This window comes from Sphingomonas sp. Xoc002, from assembly GCF_050408055.1.
GTDB lineage: Bacteria > Pseudomonadota > Alphaproteobacteria > Sphingomonadales > Sphingomonadaceae > Sphingomonas > Sphingomonas yabuuchiae.
Window position 1 is genome coordinate 208,696 of sequence record NZ_CP191175.1, and the last position, 22,635, is coordinate 231,330.

Below are 22,635 nucleotides of genomic sequence, written 5' to 3' on the forward strand. Positions count from 1 at the left end.
AGCGCGGCCCTCATTGCACCGGCTAATGTTTCGATATCGATGCTTGTTTCGCAAGAGCGTTGCGCGTATAGACTGCCGCATTCTCTTACATCGTCGGGTGAAAGAGGCTGCGGGACGGGTTCCGCGGCACCGATCCGGCACATCTGGAGCTTTCATGGCGGACATCGCCCTTCTGACGCAACTCATCGAACCCGAGGCCAAGGCGCTCGGTTTCGAGCTCGTGCGCGTGAAGATGTATGGCGGCACGTCGGACCCCACGCTGCAGGTGATGGCCGAGCGCCCCGACACGCGCCAGCTGAACATCGACGATTGCGCCGACCTGTCACGCCGCATCTCCGACGTGATGGACGCGCTGGAGGCCGAAGGCCGCGACCCGATCGACCATGCCTATCGGCTGGAGGTGTCCTCGCCCGGTATCGACCGCCCGCTGACCCGGTTGAAGGACTTCGCCGACTGGGCGGGGCATGAGGCGCGGATCACGCTGGCCGAGAAGCTGAACGGTCGCAAGCAGTTCAAGGGCGACCTGGCCGGGGTCGAGGGCGAGACTGTCGTCATCGTCGACGGGGAAGAGGTTCGCCACAAACTGCCCTTCACCGCGATCGAGGACGCCAAGCTCGTCATGACCGATCGGCTGATCGCCGCGACGGTGCCGCTGTCCCTCGATGGCGCGGAAGAGGTTTATTATCAGGATGCGCCCGAACAGGACGGCGCCACCACGGAAGGACGGCACTGATGGCTACCGCCATTTCCGCCAACAAGGCGGAACTGATCGCGATCGCGAATGCGGTCGCCTCGGAGAAGATGATCGACAAGGGTATCGTGATCGAGGCGATGGAGGACGCGATCCAGCGCGCCGCCCGTGCCCGCTACGGTGCCGAGAACGACATCCGTGCGAAGCTCGACCCCAACTCGGGCGACCTGCGTCTGTGGCGCGTCGTCGAGGTGGTCGAGCAGGTCGACGACTATTACAAGCAGATCGACCTGAAGGGCGCCGAGAAGCTGCAAAAGGGTGCCGCGATCGGCGACTTCATCGTCGACCCGCTGCCCCCGATCGAGTTCGGCCGCATCGCGGCGCAGGCCGCCAAGCAGGTCATCTTCCAGAAGGTCCGCGACGCCGAGCGCGACCGTCAGTATGACGAGTTCAAGGACCGCCAGGGTGAGATCATCACCGGCGTCGTCAAGCGCGTCGAGTTCGGTCACATCGTCGTCGATCTGGGCCGCGCCGAGGGCGTGATCCGTCGCGACCAGCAGATTCCACGCGAAGTCGTCCGCGTGAACGACCGCATCCGCTCGCTGATCCTGAACGTCCGCCGCGAGAACCGTGGCCCGCAGATCTTCCTGTCCCGCGCGCACCCGGACTTCATGAAGAAGCTGTTCGCGCAGGAAGTGCCCGAAATCTATGACGGCATCATCGAGATCAAGGCCGCCGCGCGCGATCCGGGCAGCCGCGCCAAGATCGGCGTGATCAGCCACGACTCGTCGATCGACCCGGTCGGCGCCTGCGTCGGCATGAAGGGCAGCCGCGTCCAGGCCGTCGTGCAGGAAATGCAGGGCGAAAAGATCGACATCATCCCCTGGTCGCCCGATACCGCGACCTTCGTGGTGAACGCGCTTCAGCCCGCGAATGTCAGCCGCGTCGTGATCGACGAGGAAGAGGACCGTATCGAGGTCGTCGTCCCCGACGATCAGCTCAGCCTCGCCATCGGCCGTCGCGGCCAGAATGTCCGCCTGGCCAGCCAGCTGACCGCCAAGGCGATCGACATCCTGACCGAGGCCGATGCCTCCGAGAAGCGTCAGAAGGAGTTCGTCGCGAACTCCGAGATGTTCCAGAACGAGCTGGACGTGGACGAGACGCTGGCCCAGCTGCTGGTCGCCGAAGGCTTCGGCGCGCTGGAAGAGGTCGCCTATGTCGAGCTCGACGAGCTGGCCGCGATCGAGGGCTTCGACGAGGACCTGGCGCAGGAGTTGCAGAGCCGCGCGCAGGAAGCGCTGGACCGCCGCGAACAGGCTGCGCGTGACGAGCGTCGTGGTCTGGGCGTCGACGACGCACTGGCCGAGATGCCGTATCTGACCGAGGCGATGCTGGTCACGCTGGGCAAGGCGGGCATCAAGACGCTCGACGATCTCGCCGATCTGGCGACCGACGAATTGGTCGAGAAGAAGCGCGCCGAGCCGCGTCGTCGTGGTGACGATGCCCCGCGTCCCGCCCCCAAGGGCGGCATCCTGGCCGAATACGGTCTGAGCGATGAGCAGGGCAACGAGATCATCATGGCCGCGCGTGCGCACTGGTTTGACGATGAGGAAGAGCCTGCCGCGGACGCTGGTGAAGAGCAGGCGGAGGGCGACGAAGCCTGATGCCGTTCGTCTCGATCCGTCTGGCGGGCACCGCCTCCAAGCAGCAAAAGGCCGAGATCGTCGCCGACGTGACTCGTTCGCTGGTGGAGCGGCTGGGCAAGAACCCGGCCGCCGTCCAGATCGTGATCGAGGAGGTTTCGACCGAAAATTACGGGGCGGGCGGTCAGCTGATCGCCGACCGTGATGCTCCTGCCTCCAACGCCCGGGGAGACGCGCATGCGGAACCGGGACAATGAGCACGCTGGCGTAAACAGCGCTCCGGCCAGGAAGGGCCGGAGTCCCAGGGAGACCGCGAAGGCGGCCCGCGACTCGATCGACGGGCCGGTCCGCCGCTGCATCCTGTCGGGCGAGCATGACGCGCGCCCGCACCTGATCCGTCTGGCGCTCGCGCCCGACGGACGGGTGCTGCCCGATGTCCGCGCCAAGGCGCCGGGCCGGGGCGGCTGGATCGGCGTGACTCGCGGCGAACTGGAAACGGCCATCGCCAAGGGCAAGTTGAAGGGGGCACTGGCGCGCGCGTTCAAGACGGGCGAGTTCAGTATTCCCGACGACCTGCCCCACCTGATCGCATCCGCTTTGGAGCGGAACGCGCTCGACCGGCTGGGACTCGAGTCGCGTTCGGGCATGTTGCTGACCGGATCGGACAAGATCGCGACGGCGGCCCGTTCGGGCCAGCTGCACGCGCTCTATCATGCGTCCGATGCGGGCGACGACGGCTGTCGCAAGCTGGCGCAGGCGTGGCGCGTGGGGTCGGATCGCGAAGGTTCTGATCTCAAGGGGTTGGCACTGCCCGCCACACGCCCCATATTGTCAATGGCGTTGGGCCGCGAAAATGTGGTACACATCGGCCTGACAGATCGTAACGCGGCAAAGCGGGTGAGCGAAGCGCTCGACCGCTGGCTGCATTTTATCGGACCCGACCCTGTGGCAACGCCTTGCGAAACGGCCTCGCAAGGCGCATCGGCGTCCGACATTACCGGTGACCGAACGGCCGTGACCGTACACGAGGATTTTGAGTGAGCGAGACCGACAACGACAAGCCGAAACTCGGAATGCGCCAGCCCCTGGGGCTGAAGCGCACGGTCGAGACCGGCAAGGTGAAGCAGAGCTTCAGCCACGGCCGGTCCAACACCGTGATCGTCGAGACGAAGCGCCGTCGCGTCCTGGGCCCGCAGGGTGGAGCGCCCGAGGCGGCCGCCCCTGCACCGACTCCGGCCCCGGCTCCGGCCGCCCCCGTGGCGGCGGCGCCGGTCGCCCCGCCGCGCCCCGTTCCGTCGAACGAGACGGCGCAGGAGCGTCAGGCCCGTCTGCTGCGTGAGGCAGAGGAACAGCGCCTCGCCATGCAGGAAGAGATTCGTCGCCGCGAGGACGCCGAGCGTCAGCAGCGCGCCGAGGACGAGCGTGTCCGCGCCGAGGAACGTGCGCGTGCCGCCGCCGAGGCTGCCGCTGCGCCGCCGCCCGCGCCGGAACCGGCTGCCGAAGCGGCGCCCGAGCCTCAGCCTACGGCTGAGCCGGTCGCCGAAGCGCCCGTGCAGGCCCCCGTACAGGCCGAGGCGCCTGCCGCACCGACCATCTCGGTCCAGCCGCGCATGTTCCGCCCCGTCGAGCGTCCGGTGATCCCGGCGCCCGAACCCAAGGTGGAAGCGCCGAAGGTCGAGGCACCCGCGCCGACCGCGGCTCCTGCGCCGTCCCCCGCACCCGCTCCGGTCGCGGCCAAGCCTGCGCCTGCGCCCGCTCCGACCCCGGCGCCTGCGCCGGTGGTGCCGACGCCGCCGGTTCTGGGTCGCGATCCCTCGATGCCCGCGCCGCGCCGCTTCTCGCCGGTGCAGCGTCCGGAAATCCCGAAGCCTGCGCCCAAGCCCGCGCCTGCGCCCGCCGCAGCGGCGGCGCCTGCCGCCAGCGCGCCGAGCAACACCACCGCCTCCGCTCCGTCGGGCGGCGCCCCGCGTTCGATGCCTTCGGGCCAGCCGACGCCGCGCAACGCGCCTCCGGGCCGTCCGCAGCAGCGCGACCGCAAGGGTGACGAGCGTCGCGGCGGCAAGCTGACCGTGACGCGCGCCCTGAACGAGGACGGCGCGCGCGCCCGTTCGCTCGCCGCGCTGAAGCGTGCCCGCGAGAAGGAAAAGCGTGGCTTTGGCGGCCCGCGCGAGCCGCAGGTCAAGCAGGTCCGCGACGTGCAGGTGCCCGAGGCGATCACCGTCCAGGAACTGGCCAACCGTATGGCCGAAAAGGGCGCGGATCTGGTCAAGGCGCTGTTCAAGATGGGCATGCCCGTCACGATGACGCAGACCATCGACCAGGACACGGCCGAGCTGTTGGTGACCGAATTCGGCCACAACATCGTCCGCGTCTCCGACAGCGACATCGATCTGGCGCTCGACACCACCGAGGATGCGGCCGAGAGCCTTCAGCCGCGTCCGCCGGTCGTGACGATCATGGGCCATGTCGACCACGGCAAGACCTCGCTGCTCGACGCGCTGCGCGGCACCGATGTGGTGCGCGGTGAAGCCGGTGGCATCACCCAGCATATCGGCGCCTATCAGGTCACGCTGAAGGACAAGTCGAAGGTCACCTTCCTCGACACGCCGGGCCACGAGGCCTTTACCCAGATGCGTGCCCGCGGCGCCGACGTCACGGATATCGTGGTGCTGGTGGTGGCGGCCGATGACGGGCTGATGCCGCAGACGATCGAGGCGATCAACCACACCAAGGCGGCGGGCAAGCCGATGATCGTGGCGATCAACAAGATCGACAAGCACGACGCCAATGCCCAGCGCGTCCGCGAGCGTCTGCTCGAGCATGACGTGCAGGTCGAGGACATGGGCGGTGAAACCCAGGACGTCGAAGTGTCGGCGCTCAAGAAGATCGGTCTGGATACGCTGATCGAGAAGATCCAGCTTCAGGCCGAACTGCTCGAACTGACCGCCAACCCCGATCGCGCCGCCGAAGGCAGCGTGGTCGAGGCCAAGCTGGACAAGGGCCGTGGTCCGGTCGCGACCGTGCTCGTCACGCGCGGCACGCTGAAGGTCGGCGACGTGTTCGTCGTCGGCGCGGAAAGCGGCAAGGTCCGTGCGCTGGTCGACGACAAGGGCCGTCAGGTGAAGCAGGCCGGTCCTGCGATGCCGGTCGAGGTCCTCGGTCTGTCGGGCGTGCCCCAGGCGGGCGACCTGTTGCAGGTCGTCGAGAACGAGGCGCGGGCCCGTGAAGTCGCCGAATATCGCCAGAGCGTGGTGCTGCAGAAGCGCACGACCTCGGCCCCGGCCAGCCTGGAGTCGATGTTCTCGGCGCTGAAGGCGAACCAGGCCAAGGAATATCCGCTGGTCGTGAAGGCGGATACGCAGGGCACCGTCGAGGCGATCGTGGCGTCGATCAACAAGATCCAATCGGACCTGATCAAGGCGCGCATCCTGCACTCGGGCGTCGGTGGCATCACCGAGTCGGACGTGACGCTGGCGGCCGCCTCCGGCGCGCCGATCATCGGCTTCAACGTCCGTGCCAACGCCAAGGCGCGCGAGATCGCCGAGCGGAACAAGGTGGCGTTGAAATATTACGACGTCATCTATGACCTGATCGACGAGATCCGCGCGGGCATGGCCGGTGAGCTGGGCCCCGAGGCGTTCGAAACGGTCGTCGGCCGCGCCGAAATCCGCGAGGTCTTCTCGGCAGGCAAGATCGGCAAGGCCGCCGGTCTGCTGGTCACCGAGGGTGTCATCCGCAAGGCGCTCAAGGCGCGCATCACGCGCAACGACGTCATCATCTACCAGGGCGAGATCAACTCGCTCCGCCGGTTCAAGGACGATGTCGCCGAAGTTCGCGCCGGTCTGGAATGTGGTGTGACGTTCACGCAGAACTTCACCGACATCAAGGCGGGCGACTATCTCGAAACCTTCGAGGTCGAACTGCGCGAGCGTTCGCTCTGATGATCGCGGGGCGGTGGGAGCGATCCTGCCGCCCGTGCATCACGCCGGAATGGATCGCGGTCGCCCGTATGGCGGCCGCGATTTTCGTTTGAGAAGAAACTGACATGGTCCAGTCCAAAAACCCCGCCGAACCTTCGGTCCGCCTGCTGCGCGTCGGCGAGCAGGTCCGCCACATCCTGTCCGAAATCCTCGCGCGCGGCGACGTGCATGACGAGACGCTGGCCAAGCATATGGTCAGCGTGACCGAAGTCCGCATGTCCCCCGACCTGCGCCACGCGACCGTCTTCGTGAAGCCGTTGCTGGGCAAGGACGAGGAGGTGGTGATCAAGGCGCTACGCACCAATACCGCCTATCTGCAGCGCGAGGTCGCGCACCGTGTGAAGATGAAATACGCCGCCAAGCTGAAGTTCCTGGCGGACGAGAGCTTCGACGAAGGCAGCCATATCGATTCGCTGCTGCGCTCGCCCAAGGTGTCGCAAGATCTGGCGGAGGGCGAAGCGTCAGAGGACTGATACCCACTCACCGTTCAGCCTGAGCGAAGTCGAAGGCCACGCTGCGACCGTCAAAAATAGGGCGCACGCGAAGCCGCGAAGTCGCGAAGGCTTTTAGTTCGCGCAGAGGCGCAGAGAACGCGGAGAAGAAGGCCCCGCATTCAATAGCGCGCTCCACCCCGGCGAAGGCCGGGGCCCAGTATCTTGAGCGTCGATGGGGCGTTGTGCCAAGGCGGGGGAGGCAAATGCCTTGCGCTGCCGCGGGTGCCCCAACAGGACCCGGCCTTCGCCGGGGTGGTGCGGTAGGGGGCACTTCATGACCCCCCTCTGCGTCCTCCGCGCCTCTGCGCGAACCTCATTCCCACCCAATCCCGCCTTCGACTTCGCTCGGTCTGAACGGACCGAAGGGAAGGGGCCTTACCCCGCCACCGGCACCAGATCCGCGTCGATCGCGATCGTCACCTGCCGCCCGACGATCAGCGGATAGGCCGTCATCCCGAAATCCCGCCGGTCGATCCGCGTCGTCGCCGCGATATGCACCGGCTCGCGCCCCGTCATCGCGGCGAAGGGCTGCGAGAAGTCGACCGCGAGCATCGCCGGGCGCGTGACGCCCCGTGCCGAGATCGTGCCCGACACCGTCGCGCTATGCGGCCCGGTGCGGCTCATGCCGGTCGCGTGGAAGGTGACGTGCGGATAATGCTCGACATCGAAAAAGTCCGCGCCCCGCAACCGCGAGCGGGTGAGCGCATCGCCCGCCTCCAGTGTCCGGGTATCGATCCGCACGTCCAGCGTTACCGCCTTGGCATCGCGATCGGACAGCGCGACATGGCCCTCCGTGTGGGGGAAATGCGCGGTCTTGCTGCCCAGTCCGAAAAAGCCGACCTTGGCCTCGACGCGGGCATAAGCGGGGGCGATGGTATAGCCAATCGCGCCGGTGCTGCCGGCCGTGGCCATGCTCGCCAGCGTCGCGACCGCGACCGTCGCGAGATTACCGATTCTCACCCCATCCACCTCATGCTCGAAAAGCCGGCCCCCATCCGATAAGGGGCCGCCATGGCCAAGCTCTATTTCTATTATGCCAGCATGAATGCGGGGAAATCGACCATGCTGCTGCAGGCCGATTTCAACTATCGCGAGCGGGGGATGAACACGATGCTGTTCACCGCCGCGATCGACGACCGTTTCGCCTATGGCACCATCGCCTCGCGCATCGGCCTGTCGCAGCCCGCGACGCCGTTTCACATGGGTACCGATCTGGAGGTCTGCGCGCTGGAGCGGCACGGGCAGACGCCGCTGGCGTGCGTTCTGGTCGACGAGGCGCAGTTCCTGACGCCCGAACAGGTCGACCAACTCGCGCGACTCGCCGACCGGCATCGTATTCCGGTGCTCTGCTATGGCCTGCGCACCGACTTCAAGGGACAGCTTTTCCCTGGTTCGGCGCGGCTGCTGGCGCTGGCCGATGCGCTCAGCGAGATCAAATCGGTCTGCGTGTGCGGTGCGAAGGCGACGATGAACCTGCGCGTCGACGGGCAGGGCAAGGCGATCGCCGAGGGCGCGCAGACCGAGATCGGCGGCAATGACCGCTATATCGCGCTCTGCCGCCGCCATTTCGGCGAGGCGCTGGCGGGCGGGGCGGTGCTTGAGGCGCCGTCCTTGAGATAGGGGCCAAGCCCGACTAACGCCTTGGCGATGCATGGATGGATCATTCTCGACAAGCCGCTGGGGCTGGGATCGACGCAAGGGGTGAGCGCGGTCAAGCGGTGCTTGCGCCAAGGCGGCTATGGCAAGGGCATCAAGGTCGGCCATGGCGGCACGCTCGACCCGCTGGCGACGGGCGTGCTGCCGATCGCGGTGGGCGAGGCGACCAAGCTGGCCGGGCGGATGCTCGACAGCGACAAGGTGTATGACTTCACCATCCGTTTCGGCGAGCAGACGTCGACGCTGGACGCCGAGGGCGAGGTGGTGGCAACCAGCGACGTGCGGCCCACCCGCGCCGCGCTGGAGGCGGTGCTGCCGCGCTTCAGCGGTCCGATCGACCAGGTGCCGCCCGCCTATTCCGCGCTGAAGATCGATGGCGAGCGGGCGTACGACCTCGCGCGCGCCGGGGAAGAGGTGGTGCTGGCGAGTCGCGCGGTGACGATTCATTCGCTCCTATCCTCCCCATCTCCGATGGGGAGGGGGACCGCGCTCGAAGAGCGTGGTGGAGGGGCGGGGACGCTCGCCAGCGTTCCCGGCGCTGACGCGCCGCCCCTCCACCATCCTTCGGATGGTCCCCCTCCCCAAGCGGAGCTTGGGGAGGAATTGGAAGAAGTCACCCTTACCGCGCATGTTTCCAAGGGCACGTATATCCGCTCCCTCGCGCGCGACATCGCGCTGGCCCTGGGCACGGTCGGCCATGTCACCATGCTCCGCCGGACCAAGGCAGGGCCGTTCACCCTGGCCCCGGCGATATCGCTGGACAAATTGAACGAAATGGGGCAGGCGCGCACCCTTGAACAGATACTCCTGCCGCTGAGGGCGGGGCTGGACGACATCCCGGCTCTTGCTCTCGACCCCGACCAGGCAGGGGCGCTCCGTCAGGGGCGTGTGCTGGCCGGGATTGCCGTGGACGATGGCCAATATTTCGCGATGCTGGGGGATATCCCGGTGGCGCTGGTGGAGGCGCTGGACGCACAAGTCCGGGTCGTTCGTGGTTTCAACCTCGATTAAGAAAGGATCACGATGTCGATCACTGCTGAACGCCGCCAGGAAATCATCAAGGATCATGCCCGCGCCGAGGGTGACACGGGTTCGCCCGAAGTCCAGGTCGCGATCCTGACCCAGCGTATTCAGAACCTGACCGAGCACTTCAAGACCCACGCGAAGGACAACCACTCGCGTCGCGGCCTGCTGATGCTGGTCAACAAGCGCCGCTCGCTGCTCGACTATCTGCGTCACAAGGATGGCGACCGCTATCTGGCGCTGATCGCCAAGCTCGGCCTGCGCAAGTAAGCGTTGGGCGAAAGCCATGAAAAAGGGCATCCCTCCCGGGGTGCCCTTTTTTTATTGTCTGGTGTATAGAGCACCCGGCCGACCGGATGCGCGCAAGGGTGCGCCTCCCCAAAGCCTTTATGTCATGAAACCCGTCGAACTGCGCGGGTAGGATCGGAGGATCGGCAATTCGGTCGACCTCCAGAGCCAATCTTGGCTCAACCCATAGGCCCCGGCGGGATAGGCCCGTCGGAGTGAAGGATATTCCATGTTCAATACCAAGAAAGTGGCCATCGAGTGGGGCGGCAAGACGCTGACCCTCGAAACCGGCAAGGTGGCCCGTCAGGCCGACGGCGCGGTGATCGCGACGCTGGGCGAGACGGTGGTGCTGTGCGCCGTGACGGCCGCGAAGAATGTGAAGGAAGGGCAGGACTTCTTCCCGCTCACCGTTCACTATCAGGAGAAGTTCTCGTCGGCGGGCCGTATCCCCGGCGGTTTCTTCAAGCGCGAGCGCGGCGCGACCGAGCGTGAGACGCTGATCAGCCGCCTGATCGATCGTCCGATCCGCCCGCTGTTCCCCGAGGGTTTCTACAACGAGATCAACTGCATCTGCCAGGTGCTGTCCTATGACGGCGAGAACGAGCCCGACATCCTGGCGCTGGTCGCCGCGTCGGCCGCGCTCACCATCTCGGGCGTGCCGTTCATGGGCCCGATCGGCGCAGCGCGCGTCGGTTATGTCGATGGCGAGTATCAGCTGAACCCGACCGACGCCGAGGCGCTGGCCGGTGACCTGGACCTGGTCGTCGCCGCCACCCACGACGCGGTGATGATGGTCGAGTCGGAAGCCAAGGAGCTGTCCGAGGAAGTGATGCTGGGCGCCGTCATGTTCGCGCACAAGGCATCGCAGCAGATCATCGACGCGATCATCGACCTGGCCGAGCAGGCCGCGAAGGATCCGTGGGAACTGAAGGTCGGCGACGACCAGAAGGCGGTCAAGGCCGAGCTGAAGAAGCTGGTCGGCAAGGACATCACGGCGGCCTACAAGCTGACCGACAAGCAGCAGCGCCAGACCGCGCTGGGCGAGGCGCGCGCCAAGGCGAAGGCCGCCATGGCCGACCGTAGCCCACAGGAGCAGCTGGTCGCCGCCAAGCTGGTCAAGAAGCTGGAAGCCGAGATCGTCCGCACCGCGATCCTGAAGGACGGCCGCCGCATCGACGGTCGCTCGACCACCCAGATTCGTCCGATCGAGGCCGAGGTTCACTTCCTGCCGCGTTCGCACGGCTCGGCGCTGTTCACGCGCGGCGAGACCCAGACGATCGCGACCACGACGCTGGGCACCCGCGACGCGGAGCAGATGATCGACGGCCTGAACGGCCTGTCCTACCAGCACTTCATGCTGCACTATAACTTCCCGCCCTATTCGGTCGGCGAAGTGGGCCGCTTCGGCGCGCCGGGTCGTCGCGAGATCGGCCATGGCAAGCTGGCCTGGCGTGCGCTGCACCCGGTGCTGCCGTCGAAGGAGGAATTCCCCTACACCATCCGCGTGACCAGCGACATCACCGAGTCGAACGGCTCGTCGTCGATGGCCACCGTCTGCGGCGGCTCGCTGTCGCTGATGGATGCGGGCGTTCCGCTGAAGCGTCCGGTCTCGGGCATCGCCATGGGCCTGATCCTGGAAGGCAAGGACTTCGCCGTCCTGTCGGACATCCTGGGTGACGAAGATCACCTGGGCGACATGGACTTCAAGGTCGCCGGCACCTCCGAGGGTATCACCTCGCTCCAGATGGACATCAAGATCGCCGGTATCACCGAGGAGATCATGAAGGTCGCGCTGGCGCAGGCCAAGGAAGGCCGTGCGCACATCCTGGGCGAGATGAACAAGGCGCTGGGTGAAACCCGCACCGAGCTGTCGGCCCATGCCCCGCGCATCGAGACGATGACGATCGACAAGTCGAAGATCCGCGACGTGATCGGCACCGGCGGCAAGGTGATCCGCGAGATCGTCGCCACCACCGGCGCCAAGGTCGACATCGACGACGAGGGCGTGATCAAGATCAGCTCGTCGGACGGTTCGCAGATCGAAGCCGCGATGAACTGGATCAAGGGCATCGTCGAAGAGGCCGAGGTCGGCAAGATCTACAACGGCAAGGTCGTCAACCTGGTCGATTTCGGTGCGTTCGTGAACTTCATGGGCGGCAAGGACGGTCTGGTCCACGTCTCGGAGATCAAGAACGAGCGCGTCGAGAAGGTCTCGGACGTCCTGACCGAAGGCCAGGAAGTCAAGGTCAAGGTCCTCGAGATCGATCCGCGCGGCAAGGTCCGCCTGTCGATGCGCGTCGTCGACCAGGAAACCGGTGCCGAGCTGGAAGACAATCGTCCGGCCCGCGAACCGCGTGAACCGCGCGGCGATCGTGGTCCCCGTGAAGGCGGTCGCGGTCCGCGCCGCGATGGTGGTGACCGTGGCGGCGAGCGTGGTGGTGATCGTGGCGGCGAAGGCCGCAGCGGCCCGCGTCGCGACCGTGGCGACCGTCCCCGTCGCGAAGGTGGCGAGCAGGGCGGTTCGCCCGAATTCGCCGCTCCGGCCTTCCTGACCGGCGATCGCGACTGATCCTTATCTTCGGATGACGGACAAGGGCTCGGGGGAAACCCCGGGCCCTTTTTCGTTGGGCCTTGCCCCTACGCCACCGGCTGCACCAGGCGGTCGCCCTCCCATCGGAATTGGGGAGGATTTGCGCACCCATTCCTCCCCAAGCCGTGCTGGGGCAGGGGGACCGCCGCGAAGCGGTGGTGGAGGGGCAGGGGATCCCCCTCCAAGCGCCATCGACAGCCGCAAGCTCCCATCATAACCTGACCCCGTGATCGAAACCCTGGCCATCTCCGGATATCGCTCGCTACGCGACGTGGTAATCCCGCTCGCCCCGCTGACCATCGTCACCGGCGCGAACGGAAGCGGGAAGTCGAGCCTCTACCGCGCACTGCGGCTGCTGTCCGACGTCGCGCAAGGCCGGGTGATCGCCTCGCTGGCGGCGGAGGGCGGACTGAACTCGACCTTGTGGGCGGGCCCTGAAAAGTTCAGCCGGGGGATGAAGAGCGGCGATGTACCGGTGCAGGGGACGCGGCGCGACGGGCCGGTCAGCTTGAAATTGGGATTTTCATCCGCCGATTATGGCTATGCCATCGACCTGGGCCTGCCCATCCCGGGCTCGACGCGGTTCATGCATGACCCCGAGATCAAGGTGGAGGCGCTCTGGATGGGTCCCGCCATCGGGCGGGCCAACCTGATCGCGGAGCGACGCGGCGATCATGCGCGGGTGCGCCGGGCCGCGGATGGCACCTGGCGCGCGGACGGGCGGGCGATGGAGTCGTTCGACTCGATGGTCACCCACTGGGCCGATGGCGGCGACGGACTGGAGCTGCTGGCCTTGCGCGAGCGGATGCGCGGCTGGCGCTTCTATGACGATCTGCGCACCGACCGCGACGCGCCCGCGCGACGGCCACAGGTGGGGACCTTCACCCCGGTCCTGGCGGGTGACGGCGGCGATGTCGGCGCGGCGATTCAGACCATCTTCGAGATCGGCGAGGGCGATGCGCTGGCCGACACCATCGCCGATGCCTTTGACGGTGCGACGTTGCAGGTCGGCGAGCGGTTCGAGGTGATGATGCGGCAATATGGCCTGCTGCGCCCGCTTTCGGTGGCCGAGCTGTCCGACGGGACGCTGCGCTACATCCTGCTCGCCGCCGCGCTCCTGTCCTCGCGTCCCCCGGAACTGATGATCCTGAACGAACCCGAGGCGAGCCTGCATCCCGATCTGCTCGCCCCGCTCGCCCGGCTGATCGTGAAGGCCTCGGCGCGGTGCCAGATCATCACCGTGTCGCACGCCGCCCAACTGGTCGACGCGCTCGAGCGCAGCCCTGAGGCACGCGGCATCCGCCTGTACAAGGAACTGGGCGAGACGCTGGTCGAGGATGTCGTGCGTCCGCGCTGGACCTGGCCCGGTCGATAGCGGTCAGGCCGGGTCCTTCGCCCCCTCATGCGCGCTGTAGCCCAGCCGCGCATGGCCCTGCACCGGCCCCGCCACATCGGCGACGAGATAGAGCGGCCGCCGCTTCGACTCGATATAGAGCCGCCCCAGATACTCGCCGATCATGCCCAGCACGAACATCTGCACCGCGCCCAGGATGACGGTGACGAGCATGGTCGAGGTCCAGCCCTGCACCGCCGAGCCGGTCAGCCAGCCGATCGCGATATAGACGATCAGCAACAACGACGCCGCGGTCAGCGCGAGGCCGATATGGCTGGCCCAGCGAAGCGGCGCGGTGGAGAACCCCGTCACCGCGTCGAAGGCGAGCGCGATCATCTTGCCCAGCGGATAATGGGTCTCGCCCGCATGACGCTCGGCGCGGTCATAGGGGAAGGGGACCTGGCGGAAGCCGACCCAGGCGACCATGCCGCGAATGAAGCGCGCCTGTTCGGGCAGCGATTGCAGCGCGTCGAGCGCGCGACGGCTCATCAGGCGGAAATCGCCGGTGTCGAGCGGGATCGGCGTATCGGTCAGCCGGTCGAGCATCCGGTAGAAGAGCGCCGCGGTCGCCTTTTTGAACAGCGTTTCGCCGGCACGCTTGCGGCGGACCGCATAGACCACGTCCGCGCCCTGCGCCGTCATGGTCGCGCGCATGTCGGTCAGGAGTTCGGGCGGGTCCTGGAGATCGGCGTCGATGATCAGGATCTGCTCGCCCGCGCACAGGTCGAGCCCTGCGGTCAGCGCCAGCTGGTGGCCGTGGTTGCGCGACAGGTTGATCGCCACCAGATGCGGATCGGCGGCGGCCAGCCGCTGCATCACCGGCCAGCTGTCGTCCTTCGAGCCGTCGTTGATCAGGACGATCTCATAATCCTCGCCCACCGCCGCGCGCGCCGCACCCGAGATGCGCGCGTGGAGCACGTCCAGGCAAGCGGCTTCGTTATAGCAGGGGACGACGACGGACAGGGCAGGGCGCTTCATGACGCCGCCGGTTTAAGGTCCGGCCCCATAAACGGCAATGGTCGTGACGGAGCCGATTTTGGTTCAGGGCAAGAAGCGAGGAGTGGAGCGATGCTTGCGCATCGTGACCTCAAGCCACTTTGGCTCGCGACGCCGCACTGGGGCAAAATCGGCCCGCCGCACAGCGGTTGCCCTGTCGCGCCCGCCGCCTGCGTCGCACGTCCTGCAGGTAGCGCCGCTACCTGCTGCACCGCGCTTCTTGCCGGACGAACATGACAGGGCAATCACGACCGTTGCCGCTTATGGGGCCGGACCCTCGCGGCGTTGAAGCCGTCCGTCACCCATTCACAACCAGTTTGACCAGACGACCCGGTACCAGCGCCTGTCCGGCATCCAGCCCGTTCAGCGTCACGAACCGCTCGCGCTTGTAATCGGGAAAGGCCATGCGCGCCGCCAGGCTGTCGATCGTGTCGCCCTGACGGACCGTCACGATGCTGATCTTCTTGCCGCGAATGCCGTTCGCCTCGGCAGTGGAGAGCGGCGCGACCGAGGCGAGCAGCGGCTGGAACGGCCCGATGCCCGATCCCGCAGGTGTGACCAACGTGAAGGTATAGGTGGCCGAGGGGAAGCGGTAGGCGACCACCGTGGCATCGACCGCGCGGTTGTTGGCGGCGGCGCGGGTGGTGACATAGGCATAGGGAATGCCGTTCGCCGTGCCGTTCTGAAGCTGGCCCGAGGGAGTGCCGGTGCCAAGCTGGCCGAAGCGTTGGGTGATCGCCTGGCCCAGGTCGCTGCCTTGTGCGAGGCGCATCTCGGCCTGCCCGCCCTGGCCGACCACCGTCACCGCGTCGCTGCCATTGGCGATCGCATAGCCATTGGGAGCGGTGAATTTCAGCTTGAGGCCGGGATGGCGGAAGGTCTGGCCGTCGACAATGCCTTCCTTGGGATCGTCGCCATAAGGCATGCCGTCGAGCATCCGCAGATAGGCGGTGTCCTGCGGCGGGGTGGTTTCGGGGCGGCCGGTCTGCTTGGCGAGCGCGGCGGCGCGGCGCACGCGGTCGGCGCTGTTAGGATGGGTCGAGGCCCAGGTCGGGACGGCATTGGCGTTCCTGCCCGAGGTCCGAGCGGCCAGGTTGCTCGACGCCGCCAGCGAGGCGAGCATGTCGGCCGAGGCGTAAGGGTCGTATCCGGCCGCCGTCATGTAACGGATGCCGAGGCCATCGGCCTGATATTCCTGATCGCGGCCGTATTTCAGCGTGTAGAGCTGCGCGCCGGTGCCGACGACCTGACTGGCGATGTTGCTGCCGGTCAGCAGGCCCGCGCCCGCCGCCAGGATAGAGCCGATGGTCGAGCGGGTGTTGCGGCTCTGCGAATGGCGCGCGGCGACATGGCCAACCTCATGGCCCAAGACCGAGGCCAGCTCGGCCTCCGAGTTCATCAGCGCGAGCAACTGGCGGGTGACATAGATATAGCCGCCGGGGATGGCGAAGGCGTTCTCGACCGGTGAGTTGAGCGTGGTGACGGTGAAGTCCCCTTGCGCATTCGACAGGCCCGACTGGACCGCGACGCGCTTGCCGACCCGCTCGACGAAAGCGGCCTGCGGGCCGGTATAGCGGCCGCCATATTGCGCCACGAGCTGCGGATTGGCCTGCGCCCCCTGCGCCTTGTCGGACGCGGAGATGGAGCGCGTGGTCTGGGCCGCGACGGGGGCGGCGACGAGCGCGAGTATGGCGGCGGCGGTGGCGAAACGCATCGGTGACGGACTCCCTGTTCGCGCTTTTCAAAGCGCGTGACGGGCGTCAGTTCCAGCCTTTTGTTACGGAGGCGTCATTTTGCTGTCAGGATTCCGTCGGCGCCGTGCCGTGCCCCGGGGAAGGCCGGGGTCCAGTTTCTTCGTTGCCGATCGCGCGCGAAGCGGTGCGGGAGAGGCACTTGCTCTGCTTCTTCGATCATTCACCGCAACTGGGCCCCGGCCTTCGCCGGGGAACAGAAGAAATTGGTTCGCGCGGAGGCGCGGAGACGCGGAGGTGTCTGGCCCTGCCGCAGATGCCGGCCTGCTCTACACGGCGTTCCGGGCCTATCTTCCTCCCCTGGAAGGGGAGGAATTGGAGTAGGCGGGTCAGGTGCAGTCGGTGCCGCTTACATTCCCCCGGATTTCCGCGAACTCAGACCCGCTCCACCAGACTCACCACATCCGCCGCGCGCAACGCCGCGATCAGGCGCATCAGATGTTGCAGGTCGTGTACCTCGACATCGATCAGGTTGGTGTGGAAACGCGTGTCGCGCGTATCCAGCCGGACGTTGATGATGTTGGCCTTATGCTGGCCGATGATCGTCGCGAGGATGCCCAGCGCGCCCGGCTCGTTCTTGACCATGACCGAGATACGCGCCGTCGCGCCCTCGCTCTCATCGCCCCAGGACACGTCGACCCAGTCGGTTTCCTCGTCGGTGCGGTCGGCCAGTTCGGCGAGCACCGGGCATTGGATCGCATGGACCTCGATCCCCGCATCGGGGCGGCGCAGGCCGACGATGCGGTCGCCCGGCACCGGGTGACAGCATTGCGCCAGGTCATAGGCGACGCCCGGCGTCAGCCCCTTGATCGAGATGGCGCTCGACTGCGGCGCGAGGGCGGCGACGTCCGCCCCGGCCGAGCCCGGCATCAGCGCCTCCATGACCGCCGCATCCGACACCGTACGGCGCGCGATCGCAATCATCAGATGCGCCTCGTCGGGCATCTTCAACCGTTGCAGCGCATGGGTCAGCGCGTCCGGCCCGATCTGGGCGGGCAGGCGGCGGACGATATCCTCGTACAGCTTGCTGCCCAGGCTGACCTGCTCGGTGCGTTCGGCATGGCGCAGGTGGCGGCGGATCGCGGCCAGCGCCTTGCCGGTGATCGCCAGGTTCAGCCAGTTGGCCTGTGGCGTCTGTCCGGCCGAGCGCAATATCTGCACCTGGTCGCCGTTCGAGATGACGGTCGACAGCGGCACCACCCGCCCGTTCAGCTTGGCGCCCACCGCCTGGTCGCCCAGATCGGTGTGCACGGCATAGGCGAAGTCGATCGGCGTCGCGCCCTTGGGAAGCTGGATCAGTTCGCCCTTGGGGGTGAAGGCGAAGATGCGATCCTGATACATCGCCATCTTCGTATGCTCGATCAGCTCTTCGGGGCTGTCCGAGGTATCGAGGATTTCGACCAGGTCGCGAATCCAGCTGACTTGCGCGTCGTGGCGCGTCGCCTGCTTGTAGGTCCAGTGCGCGGCCAGGCCGAAATCGGCCTCGGCATGCATTTCGGGGGTCCGAATCTGAATCTCGATGCGCGCATTGTCGGCGTGGATGACGCTGGTGTGGAGCGAGCGATAGCCGTTGCGCTTGGGCGTCGAGATATAGTCCTTGAACCGCCCCGGCACCATCGGCCAGCGGCGATGGATCAGCCCCAGCGCGCGGTAGCAATCCTCCTCGGTCGGCACGATCGCGCGGAAGGCCATGACGTCCGACAGCTGCTCGAAGCTGATATGCCGCTCGTTCATCTTGCGGAAGATCGAGAAGGCGGACTTTTCGCGCCCCGTCACGTCGGCATCCACGCCGCCGCGCGACATCAGCAGCTTCAGGCCCGAGGCGATCTTGGAAATCCGGTCGCCGCCGCCTTCCTTCATCTGCGCGAGACGCAGCGTGATCGATTCATAGGCTTCGGGTTCGAGCTGCTGGAAGGAGAGCATCTGCATCTCCTTCATGAACTCATACATGCCGATCCGCTCGGCGAGCGGGGCATAGATGTCCATCGTCTCCTTCGCGATGCGGCGGCGCTTTTCCGGCTTCGCGATGTGATGGAGCGTGCGCATATTGTGGAGGCGGTCGGCCAGCTTCACCAGCAGCACGCGGATATCGTCCGACATGGCGAGCAGGAACTTGCGCAGGTTTTCGGCCGCGCGCTCGCTTTCGGTCTGTGCCTCGATCTTGGACAGCTTGGTGACGCCGTCGACCAACCGCGCGACATTGGGACCGAACAGCCGCTCGATCTCGTCGTAGGTGGCGACGGTATCCTCGATCGTGTCGTGCAGGATGGCGGTGGCGATCGTCTCGTCATCCAGATGCAGGTCGGTCAGGATGCCGGCCACCTCGATCGGATGGCTGAAATAGGGATCGCCCGAGGCACGCTTCTGGCTGCCATGCGCCTTCATCGAGAAGACATAGGCGCGGTTCAACAGCGCCTCATCGGCCTGGGGGTCATAGTCGAGCACGCGGTCGACGAGTTCATACTGGCGGAGCACGATATCAGATTTGCGTGGTAGGGATGGGCAATGCAACATTTTTGATGCGATCAGGGTGATCGAATTGCGGCCTTTCCGTCTTAAGCCCCTCCCGCAGGCGGGAGGGGTTTGGGGAGGGCAGGGTGTCTCGCAGAGCCTGTCGCCTGCGGCTTTCCCTCCCCCATCCCCTCCCGCCTGCGGGAGGGGAGCGGCAAGAGGTGAGGGCAAGGCTTCACCTCACTCCCCCATCGCCTCCGCCGCCAGCGCCTCCGCCTCGATCAACAGATCGTCGTCCGCGCTCCCGGTCGACACCTTTTCGCGGCCGATCAGCACCAGCACCGGCACCGCCAGCGGACTCACCCGCTCCAGATCGACATGCAGCATCGTGCCCCCCGCCCGGTCGAGCAGGTTCGCCAGCCGCCCGACATCGGTCATCCGCGCCCGCGCATCGTCCCACGCCGCCTGGAGCAGCAGATGGCCGGGCTCGTATTTGCGCAGCACGTCGTAGATCAGGTCGGTCGAAAAGGTCACCTGCCGCCCGGTCTTGCGCTTGCCGGGATGCTGGCGGTCGACCAGCCCGCCGATCACCGCGACTTCGCGGAATGCCCGTTTCAGAAGGTGCGATTGCTGCACCCAGTCGACGAACTCGTTTTCGAGGATGTCGGGCGAGAACAGGCTAGCCGGGTCGGTCACCTTCTCCAGCCCGTAACAGGCCAGAGCATAGTCGCTGGCGACGAAGCCCAGCGGTTTCAGCCCCTGCGCCTCCATCCGCCGGGTGATGAGCATCCCCAGCGACTGGTGCGCATTCCACCCCTCGAAGCTATAGGCGACCATGTAATGCCGCCCCTCGCGAGGGAAGGTCTCGACCAGTAACTGGCCGGGGCGGGGCAGGACCGAGCGACGGTCCTGCATCTCCAGCCAGTCATGCACGTCCGGGGGAAAGCGGTCCCAGGCACGCCGGTCGGCCAGAAACTCCCGTACCCGGTCGGCGAGGCTGGTCGACAGCGGCATCCGGCTGCCGCCATAGGTCGGGATGCGGGCGGGGCGCGAAGTGGCGCGGACGATCAAATCCTCGCCGTCGATCGATTCCACCTCCAGGCTCAAACCAGCAAAGAAGAAGGTGTCGCCCGGCGCCAGCGTCGCGGCGAAACCCTCCTCCACCCGGCCCAATTGGCGACCGTTGCGGAAGCGCACCTTCAGCATCGTCGCCTCGACGATGATCCCGGCGTTCAGGCGATGCTGCGCGACGAATTGCGGATGGGTGACGCGCCACGTCCCGTCCGGCTGCTGGACCAGCCGCTTGAACTTGTCATAGGCGCGCAAGGCATAGCCGCCGTCCGCGATGAAGCGCAGCACCCGGTCGAACGTCTCGTCGTCCAGCGCCGAATAGGGCATGGCCGAGCGGATTTCGTCCAGCAGCGCGTCTTGCTCGAACGGCGCGGCACAGGCGCAGGCCATGACATGCTGCGCCAGCACGTCGAGCGCGCCCTGGCGGAAGATGTCGGGGTCCAGCTCGCCGGCCTCCACCGCATCGAGCGCGGCGCGCGCCTCCAGATATTCGAAGCGGTTGCCGGGGACCAGGATCGCACGGCTCGATTCGTCCAGCCGGTGGTTGGCGCGACCGATCCGCTGGAGCAGCCGCGACGAGCCCTTGGGCGCGCCCATCTGGATCACGCAGTCGACATCGCCCCAGTCGACGCCGAGGTCGAGGCTGGCGGTCGCGACCAGCGCGCGGAGTTTGCCGTCCGCCATCGCGGCTTCCACCTTCTGGCGGGCTTCCAGCGAGAGCGAGCCGTGATGGACGCCGATCGGCAGGCTCTTGTCATTGGCCTTCCACAAATCCTGGAAGATCAGCTCGGCCAGACTGCGCGTGTTGCAGAAGAGGATGGTGGTCCGGTTCGCCTCGATCACCCGCATGACCTGGGCTGCGGCATAGCGGCCCGAATGGCCCGCCCAGGGCACGCGATCCTCAGGCAGCAGGATCGAGATATCCGGCGGCGCGCCCGGCTCGCCGGTGACGAGGCCGACCGCATCGATATCGCCATCGGGCGCCAGCCAGGCACGATAGCCGTCGGGGTCCGTCACCGTCGCCGACAGCGCGACGCGGCGCAGATCGGGGGAAAGCCGCTGCAACCGCGCCATGCACAGGGACAGCAGGTCGCCGCGCTTGCCGGTGGCGAAGGCGTGGACCTCGTCGACGACGATGGTCTTCAGCCCGGCGAACATCGTCACGGCATCCGGGTAGCTGAGCAGCAGCGACAGCGATTCGGGTGTGGTCAGCAGAATCTGCGGCGGCTTCACCCGCTGCCGCGCCTTCTTGTCCGACGAGGTGTCGCCAGTGCGTGTCTCGACGCGGATGTCGAGGCCCATCTCCTCGATCGGCGTGACGAGGTTGCGGCGGATGTCGACCGCCAGCGCCTTCAAAGGCGAGACATACAAGGTGTGCAGCCCCTCGCTCGGCTGCTCGATCAGTTCGGTCAGCGTCGGCAGGAATCCCGCCAGCGTCTTGCCCGCGCCCGTCGTCGCGACCAGCAGCGCGTGGCGGCCTGCGCGGGCTTCCTCCAGCATCGCCAGCTGATGGGTGCGTGGCGACCAGCCCTTGGCGGCGAACCAGTCGGTCAGGGCGGAGGGAAGGGAACCGGGGGGCATCCCGAAGGATATAGGTATCATGGTCAAGCTCGGCGACTGGATACAGCCCCATAAACATGGGATTTACGTGGCCCCCGCCGATGTGTGGGTCGATCCCTCCGAACCCGAGGCCAAGGCGCTGGTGACCCATGGCCATGCCGACCATGCGCGCGGCGGGCACGGCACGGTCTGGGCGACACCCGATACGCTGGCGATCATGGCAGCGCGCTACGGCCCGCAGAACGGCGTCGGCGTGGGCTATGGCGAGACGATCCGGCTGGGCGAGGTGGACGTCAGCTTCGTGCCCGCGGGCCATGTGCTGGGATCGGCGCAGATCGTGCTCGACTATCGTGGCGAGCGGGTGGTGGTGTCGGGCGACTATAAGCGCCGCGCCGACCCGACCTGCACGCCGTTCGAGCCGGTAAAGTGCGACGTCTTCGTTACCGAGGCGACCTTCGCACTGCCCGTCTTCCGCCATCCCGAGACCGGTGACGAGATCGACAAGCTGATCGCCCGCCTCCACGCCAATCCGACACGCTGCGTGCTGGTCGGTGCCTATGCCCTGGGGAAGGCGCAGCGGGTGATCGCCGAACTTCGCGTGCGCGGGCATGACGCGCCCATCTATCTGCACGGCGCTTTGGCGCGGCTATGCGCGCTCTATCAGGAACTGGGCGTCGATCTGGGCGAGTTGCGCATGGTGGCGGACACGCCCAAGGCGGAGATGGCCGGGCATGTCGTGATGTGTCCGCCCGGCGCGCTCAACGATCGCTGGTCGCGGCGGCTGCCCGATCCGATCACGGCGATGGCCAGCGGCTGGATGCGGGTGCGTCAGCGCGCGCGGCAGAAGAATGTCGAGCTGCCGCTGATCCTGTCCGACCATGCCGATTGGGACGAGCTGACCCAGACGCTGACCGAGATCGCCCCGCGCGAGGTCTGGGTGACGCATGGCCGGGAGGAGGCTTTGGTGCATTGGTGCGAGACGCGGCAGATGAAGGCGCGGGCCCTGGCGCTGGTGGGGTTCGAGGATGAGGATGATTGAGCGGCTTTA

Annotated in this window: 17 protein-coding genes; 12 read left to right on the plus strand and 5 right to left on the minus strand. The window is 66.8% G+C overall.

Translation table 11 applies throughout. The features are described from left to right. Nucleotides 1-154: 154 nt before the first annotated feature. The 6 genes from rimP to rbfA all read left to right on the plus strand — a co-directional run bounded on the left by rimP (nt 155) and on the right by rbfA (nt 6,787). Nucleotides 155-733, plus strand: a complete 579-nt coding sequence (gene rimP, locus ACQR50_RS01000; protein ID WP_428969461.1) for a ribosome maturation protein RimP — start codon at nt 155-157, stop codon at nt 731-733. Further along, nucleotides 733-2,355, plus strand: a complete 1,623-nt coding sequence (gene nusA / locus ACQR50_RS01005) for a transcription termination factor NusA (RefSeq protein WP_428969462.1) — start codon at nt 733-735, stop codon at nt 2,353-2,355. Before rimP ends, nusA begins: the two co-directional genes overlap by 1 nt. Beyond that, entirely contained in the window at nt 2,355-2,591 is a 237-nt protein-coding gene (locus ACQR50_RS01010) for a tautomerase family protein (RefSeq protein WP_056432362.1), read from the plus strand. The genes nusA and ACQR50_RS01010 overlap by 1 nt, the downstream gene beginning before the upstream one ends. After that, on the plus strand, nt 2,572-3,375 hold the full coding sequence (locus tag ACQR50_RS01015; RefSeq protein ID WP_428969463.1) for a DUF448 domain-containing protein: 804 nt from the start codon (nt 2,572-2,574) through the stop codon (nt 3,373-3,375). Before ACQR50_RS01010 ends, ACQR50_RS01015 begins: the two co-directional genes overlap by 20 nt. Next, the gene (gene infB, locus ACQR50_RS01020) at nt 3,372-6,275 is read left to right on the plus strand and encodes a translation initiation factor IF-2 (protein WP_428969464.1); all 2,904 of its coding nucleotides are present in this window, start codon (nt 3,372-3,374) and stop codon (nt 6,273-6,275) included. The genes ACQR50_RS01015 and infB overlap by 4 nt, the downstream gene beginning before the upstream one ends. Before the next feature lie 104 nt (nt 6,276-6,379). Continuing rightward, nucleotides 6,380-6,787 carry a 30S ribosome-binding factor RbfA gene (rbfA, locus tag ACQR50_RS01025; protein WP_428969465.1) on the plus strand — a complete coding sequence of 136 codons (408 nt, stop codon included), beginning with the start codon at nt 6,380-6,382 and terminating at the stop codon, nt 6,785-6,787. Between the two features lie 396 nt (nt 6,788-7,183). Here rbfA and ACQR50_RS01030 read toward each other — a convergent pair whose 3' ends face one another. Then, nucleotides 7,184-7,768 carry a YceI family protein gene (locus ACQR50_RS01030; RefSeq protein ID WP_428969466.1) on the minus strand — a complete coding sequence of 195 codons (585 nt, stop codon included), beginning with the start codon at nt 7,766-7,768 and terminating at the stop codon, nt 7,184-7,186. Between the two features lie 51 nt (nt 7,769-7,819). Between ACQR50_RS01030 and ACQR50_RS01035 the strand changes: the two genes are divergently transcribed. The 5 genes from ACQR50_RS01035 to ACQR50_RS01055 all read left to right on the plus strand — a co-directional run bounded on the left by ACQR50_RS01035 (nt 7,820) and on the right by ACQR50_RS01055 (nt 13,740). Beyond that, complete coding sequence (locus ACQR50_RS01035; RefSeq protein ID WP_428969467.1) at nt 7,820-8,428, plus strand: thymidine kinase; 609 nt, start codon at nt 7,820-7,822, stop codon at nt 8,426-8,428. A 27-nt stretch (nt 8,429-8,455) separates the two neighbouring features. Next, nucleotides 8,456-9,475 (plus strand): tRNA pseudouridine(55) synthase TruB, encoded by a 1,020-nt coding sequence (truB, locus tag ACQR50_RS01040; protein ID WP_428969468.1) that lies wholly within the window; start codon nt 8,456-8,458, stop codon nt 9,473-9,475. Between the two features lie 12 nt (nt 9,476-9,487). Beyond that, nucleotides 9,488-9,757 carry a 30S ribosomal protein S15 gene (gene rpsO, locus ACQR50_RS01045; RefSeq protein WP_007406197.1) on the plus strand — a complete coding sequence of 90 codons (270 nt, stop codon included), beginning with the start codon at nt 9,488-9,490 and terminating at the stop codon, nt 9,755-9,757. Between the two features lie 247 nt (nt 9,758-10,004). Next, on the plus strand, nt 10,005-12,344 hold the full coding sequence (pnp, locus tag ACQR50_RS01050; RefSeq protein WP_076714573.1) for a polyribonucleotide nucleotidyltransferase: 2,340 nt from the start codon (nt 10,005-10,007) through the stop codon (nt 12,342-12,344). A gap of 247 nt (nt 12,345-12,591) precedes the next feature. Then, nucleotides 12,592-13,740 (plus strand): AAA family ATPase, encoded by a 1,149-nt coding sequence (locus ACQR50_RS01055; protein ID WP_428969469.1) that lies wholly within the window; start codon nt 12,592-12,594, stop codon nt 13,738-13,740. Nucleotides 13,741-13,743: 3 nt separating this feature from the next. Here the strand turns inward: ACQR50_RS01055 and ACQR50_RS01060 are convergent, their stop codons facing one another. From ACQR50_RS01060 to ACQR50_RS01075, 4 genes are all read right to left on the minus strand, one after another. Further along, nucleotides 13,744-14,736 (minus strand): glycosyltransferase family 2 protein, encoded by a 993-nt coding sequence (locus ACQR50_RS01060; protein WP_428969470.1) that lies wholly within the window; start codon nt 14,734-14,736, stop codon nt 13,744-13,746. A gap of 316 nt (nt 14,737-15,052) precedes the next feature. Further along, on the minus strand, nt 15,053-16,468 hold the full coding sequence (locus ACQR50_RS01065) for a M48 family metalloprotease (RefSeq protein WP_428969471.1): 1,416 nt from the start codon (nt 16,466-16,468) through the stop codon (nt 15,053-15,055). Between the two features lie 412 nt (nt 16,469-16,880). Next, on the minus strand, nt 16,881-18,980 hold the full coding sequence (locus tag ACQR50_RS01070; protein ID WP_428969472.1) for a RelA/SpoT family protein: 2,100 nt from the start codon (nt 18,978-18,980) through the stop codon (nt 16,881-16,883). A 216-nt stretch (nt 18,981-19,196) separates the two neighbouring features. Continuing rightward, nucleotides 19,197-21,608 (minus strand): ligase-associated DNA damage response DEXH box helicase, encoded by a 2,412-nt coding sequence (locus ACQR50_RS01075; protein ID WP_428969473.1) that lies wholly within the window; start codon nt 21,606-21,608, stop codon nt 19,197-19,199. A 19-nt stretch (nt 21,609-21,627) separates the two neighbouring features. Between ACQR50_RS01075 and ACQR50_RS01080 the strand changes: the two genes are divergently transcribed. Then, nucleotides 21,628-22,626 (plus strand): ligase-associated DNA damage response exonuclease, encoded by a 999-nt coding sequence (locus ACQR50_RS01080; RefSeq protein ID WP_428969474.1) that lies wholly within the window; start codon nt 21,628-21,630, stop codon nt 22,624-22,626. Nucleotides 22,627-22,635: the final 9 nt, after the last annotated feature.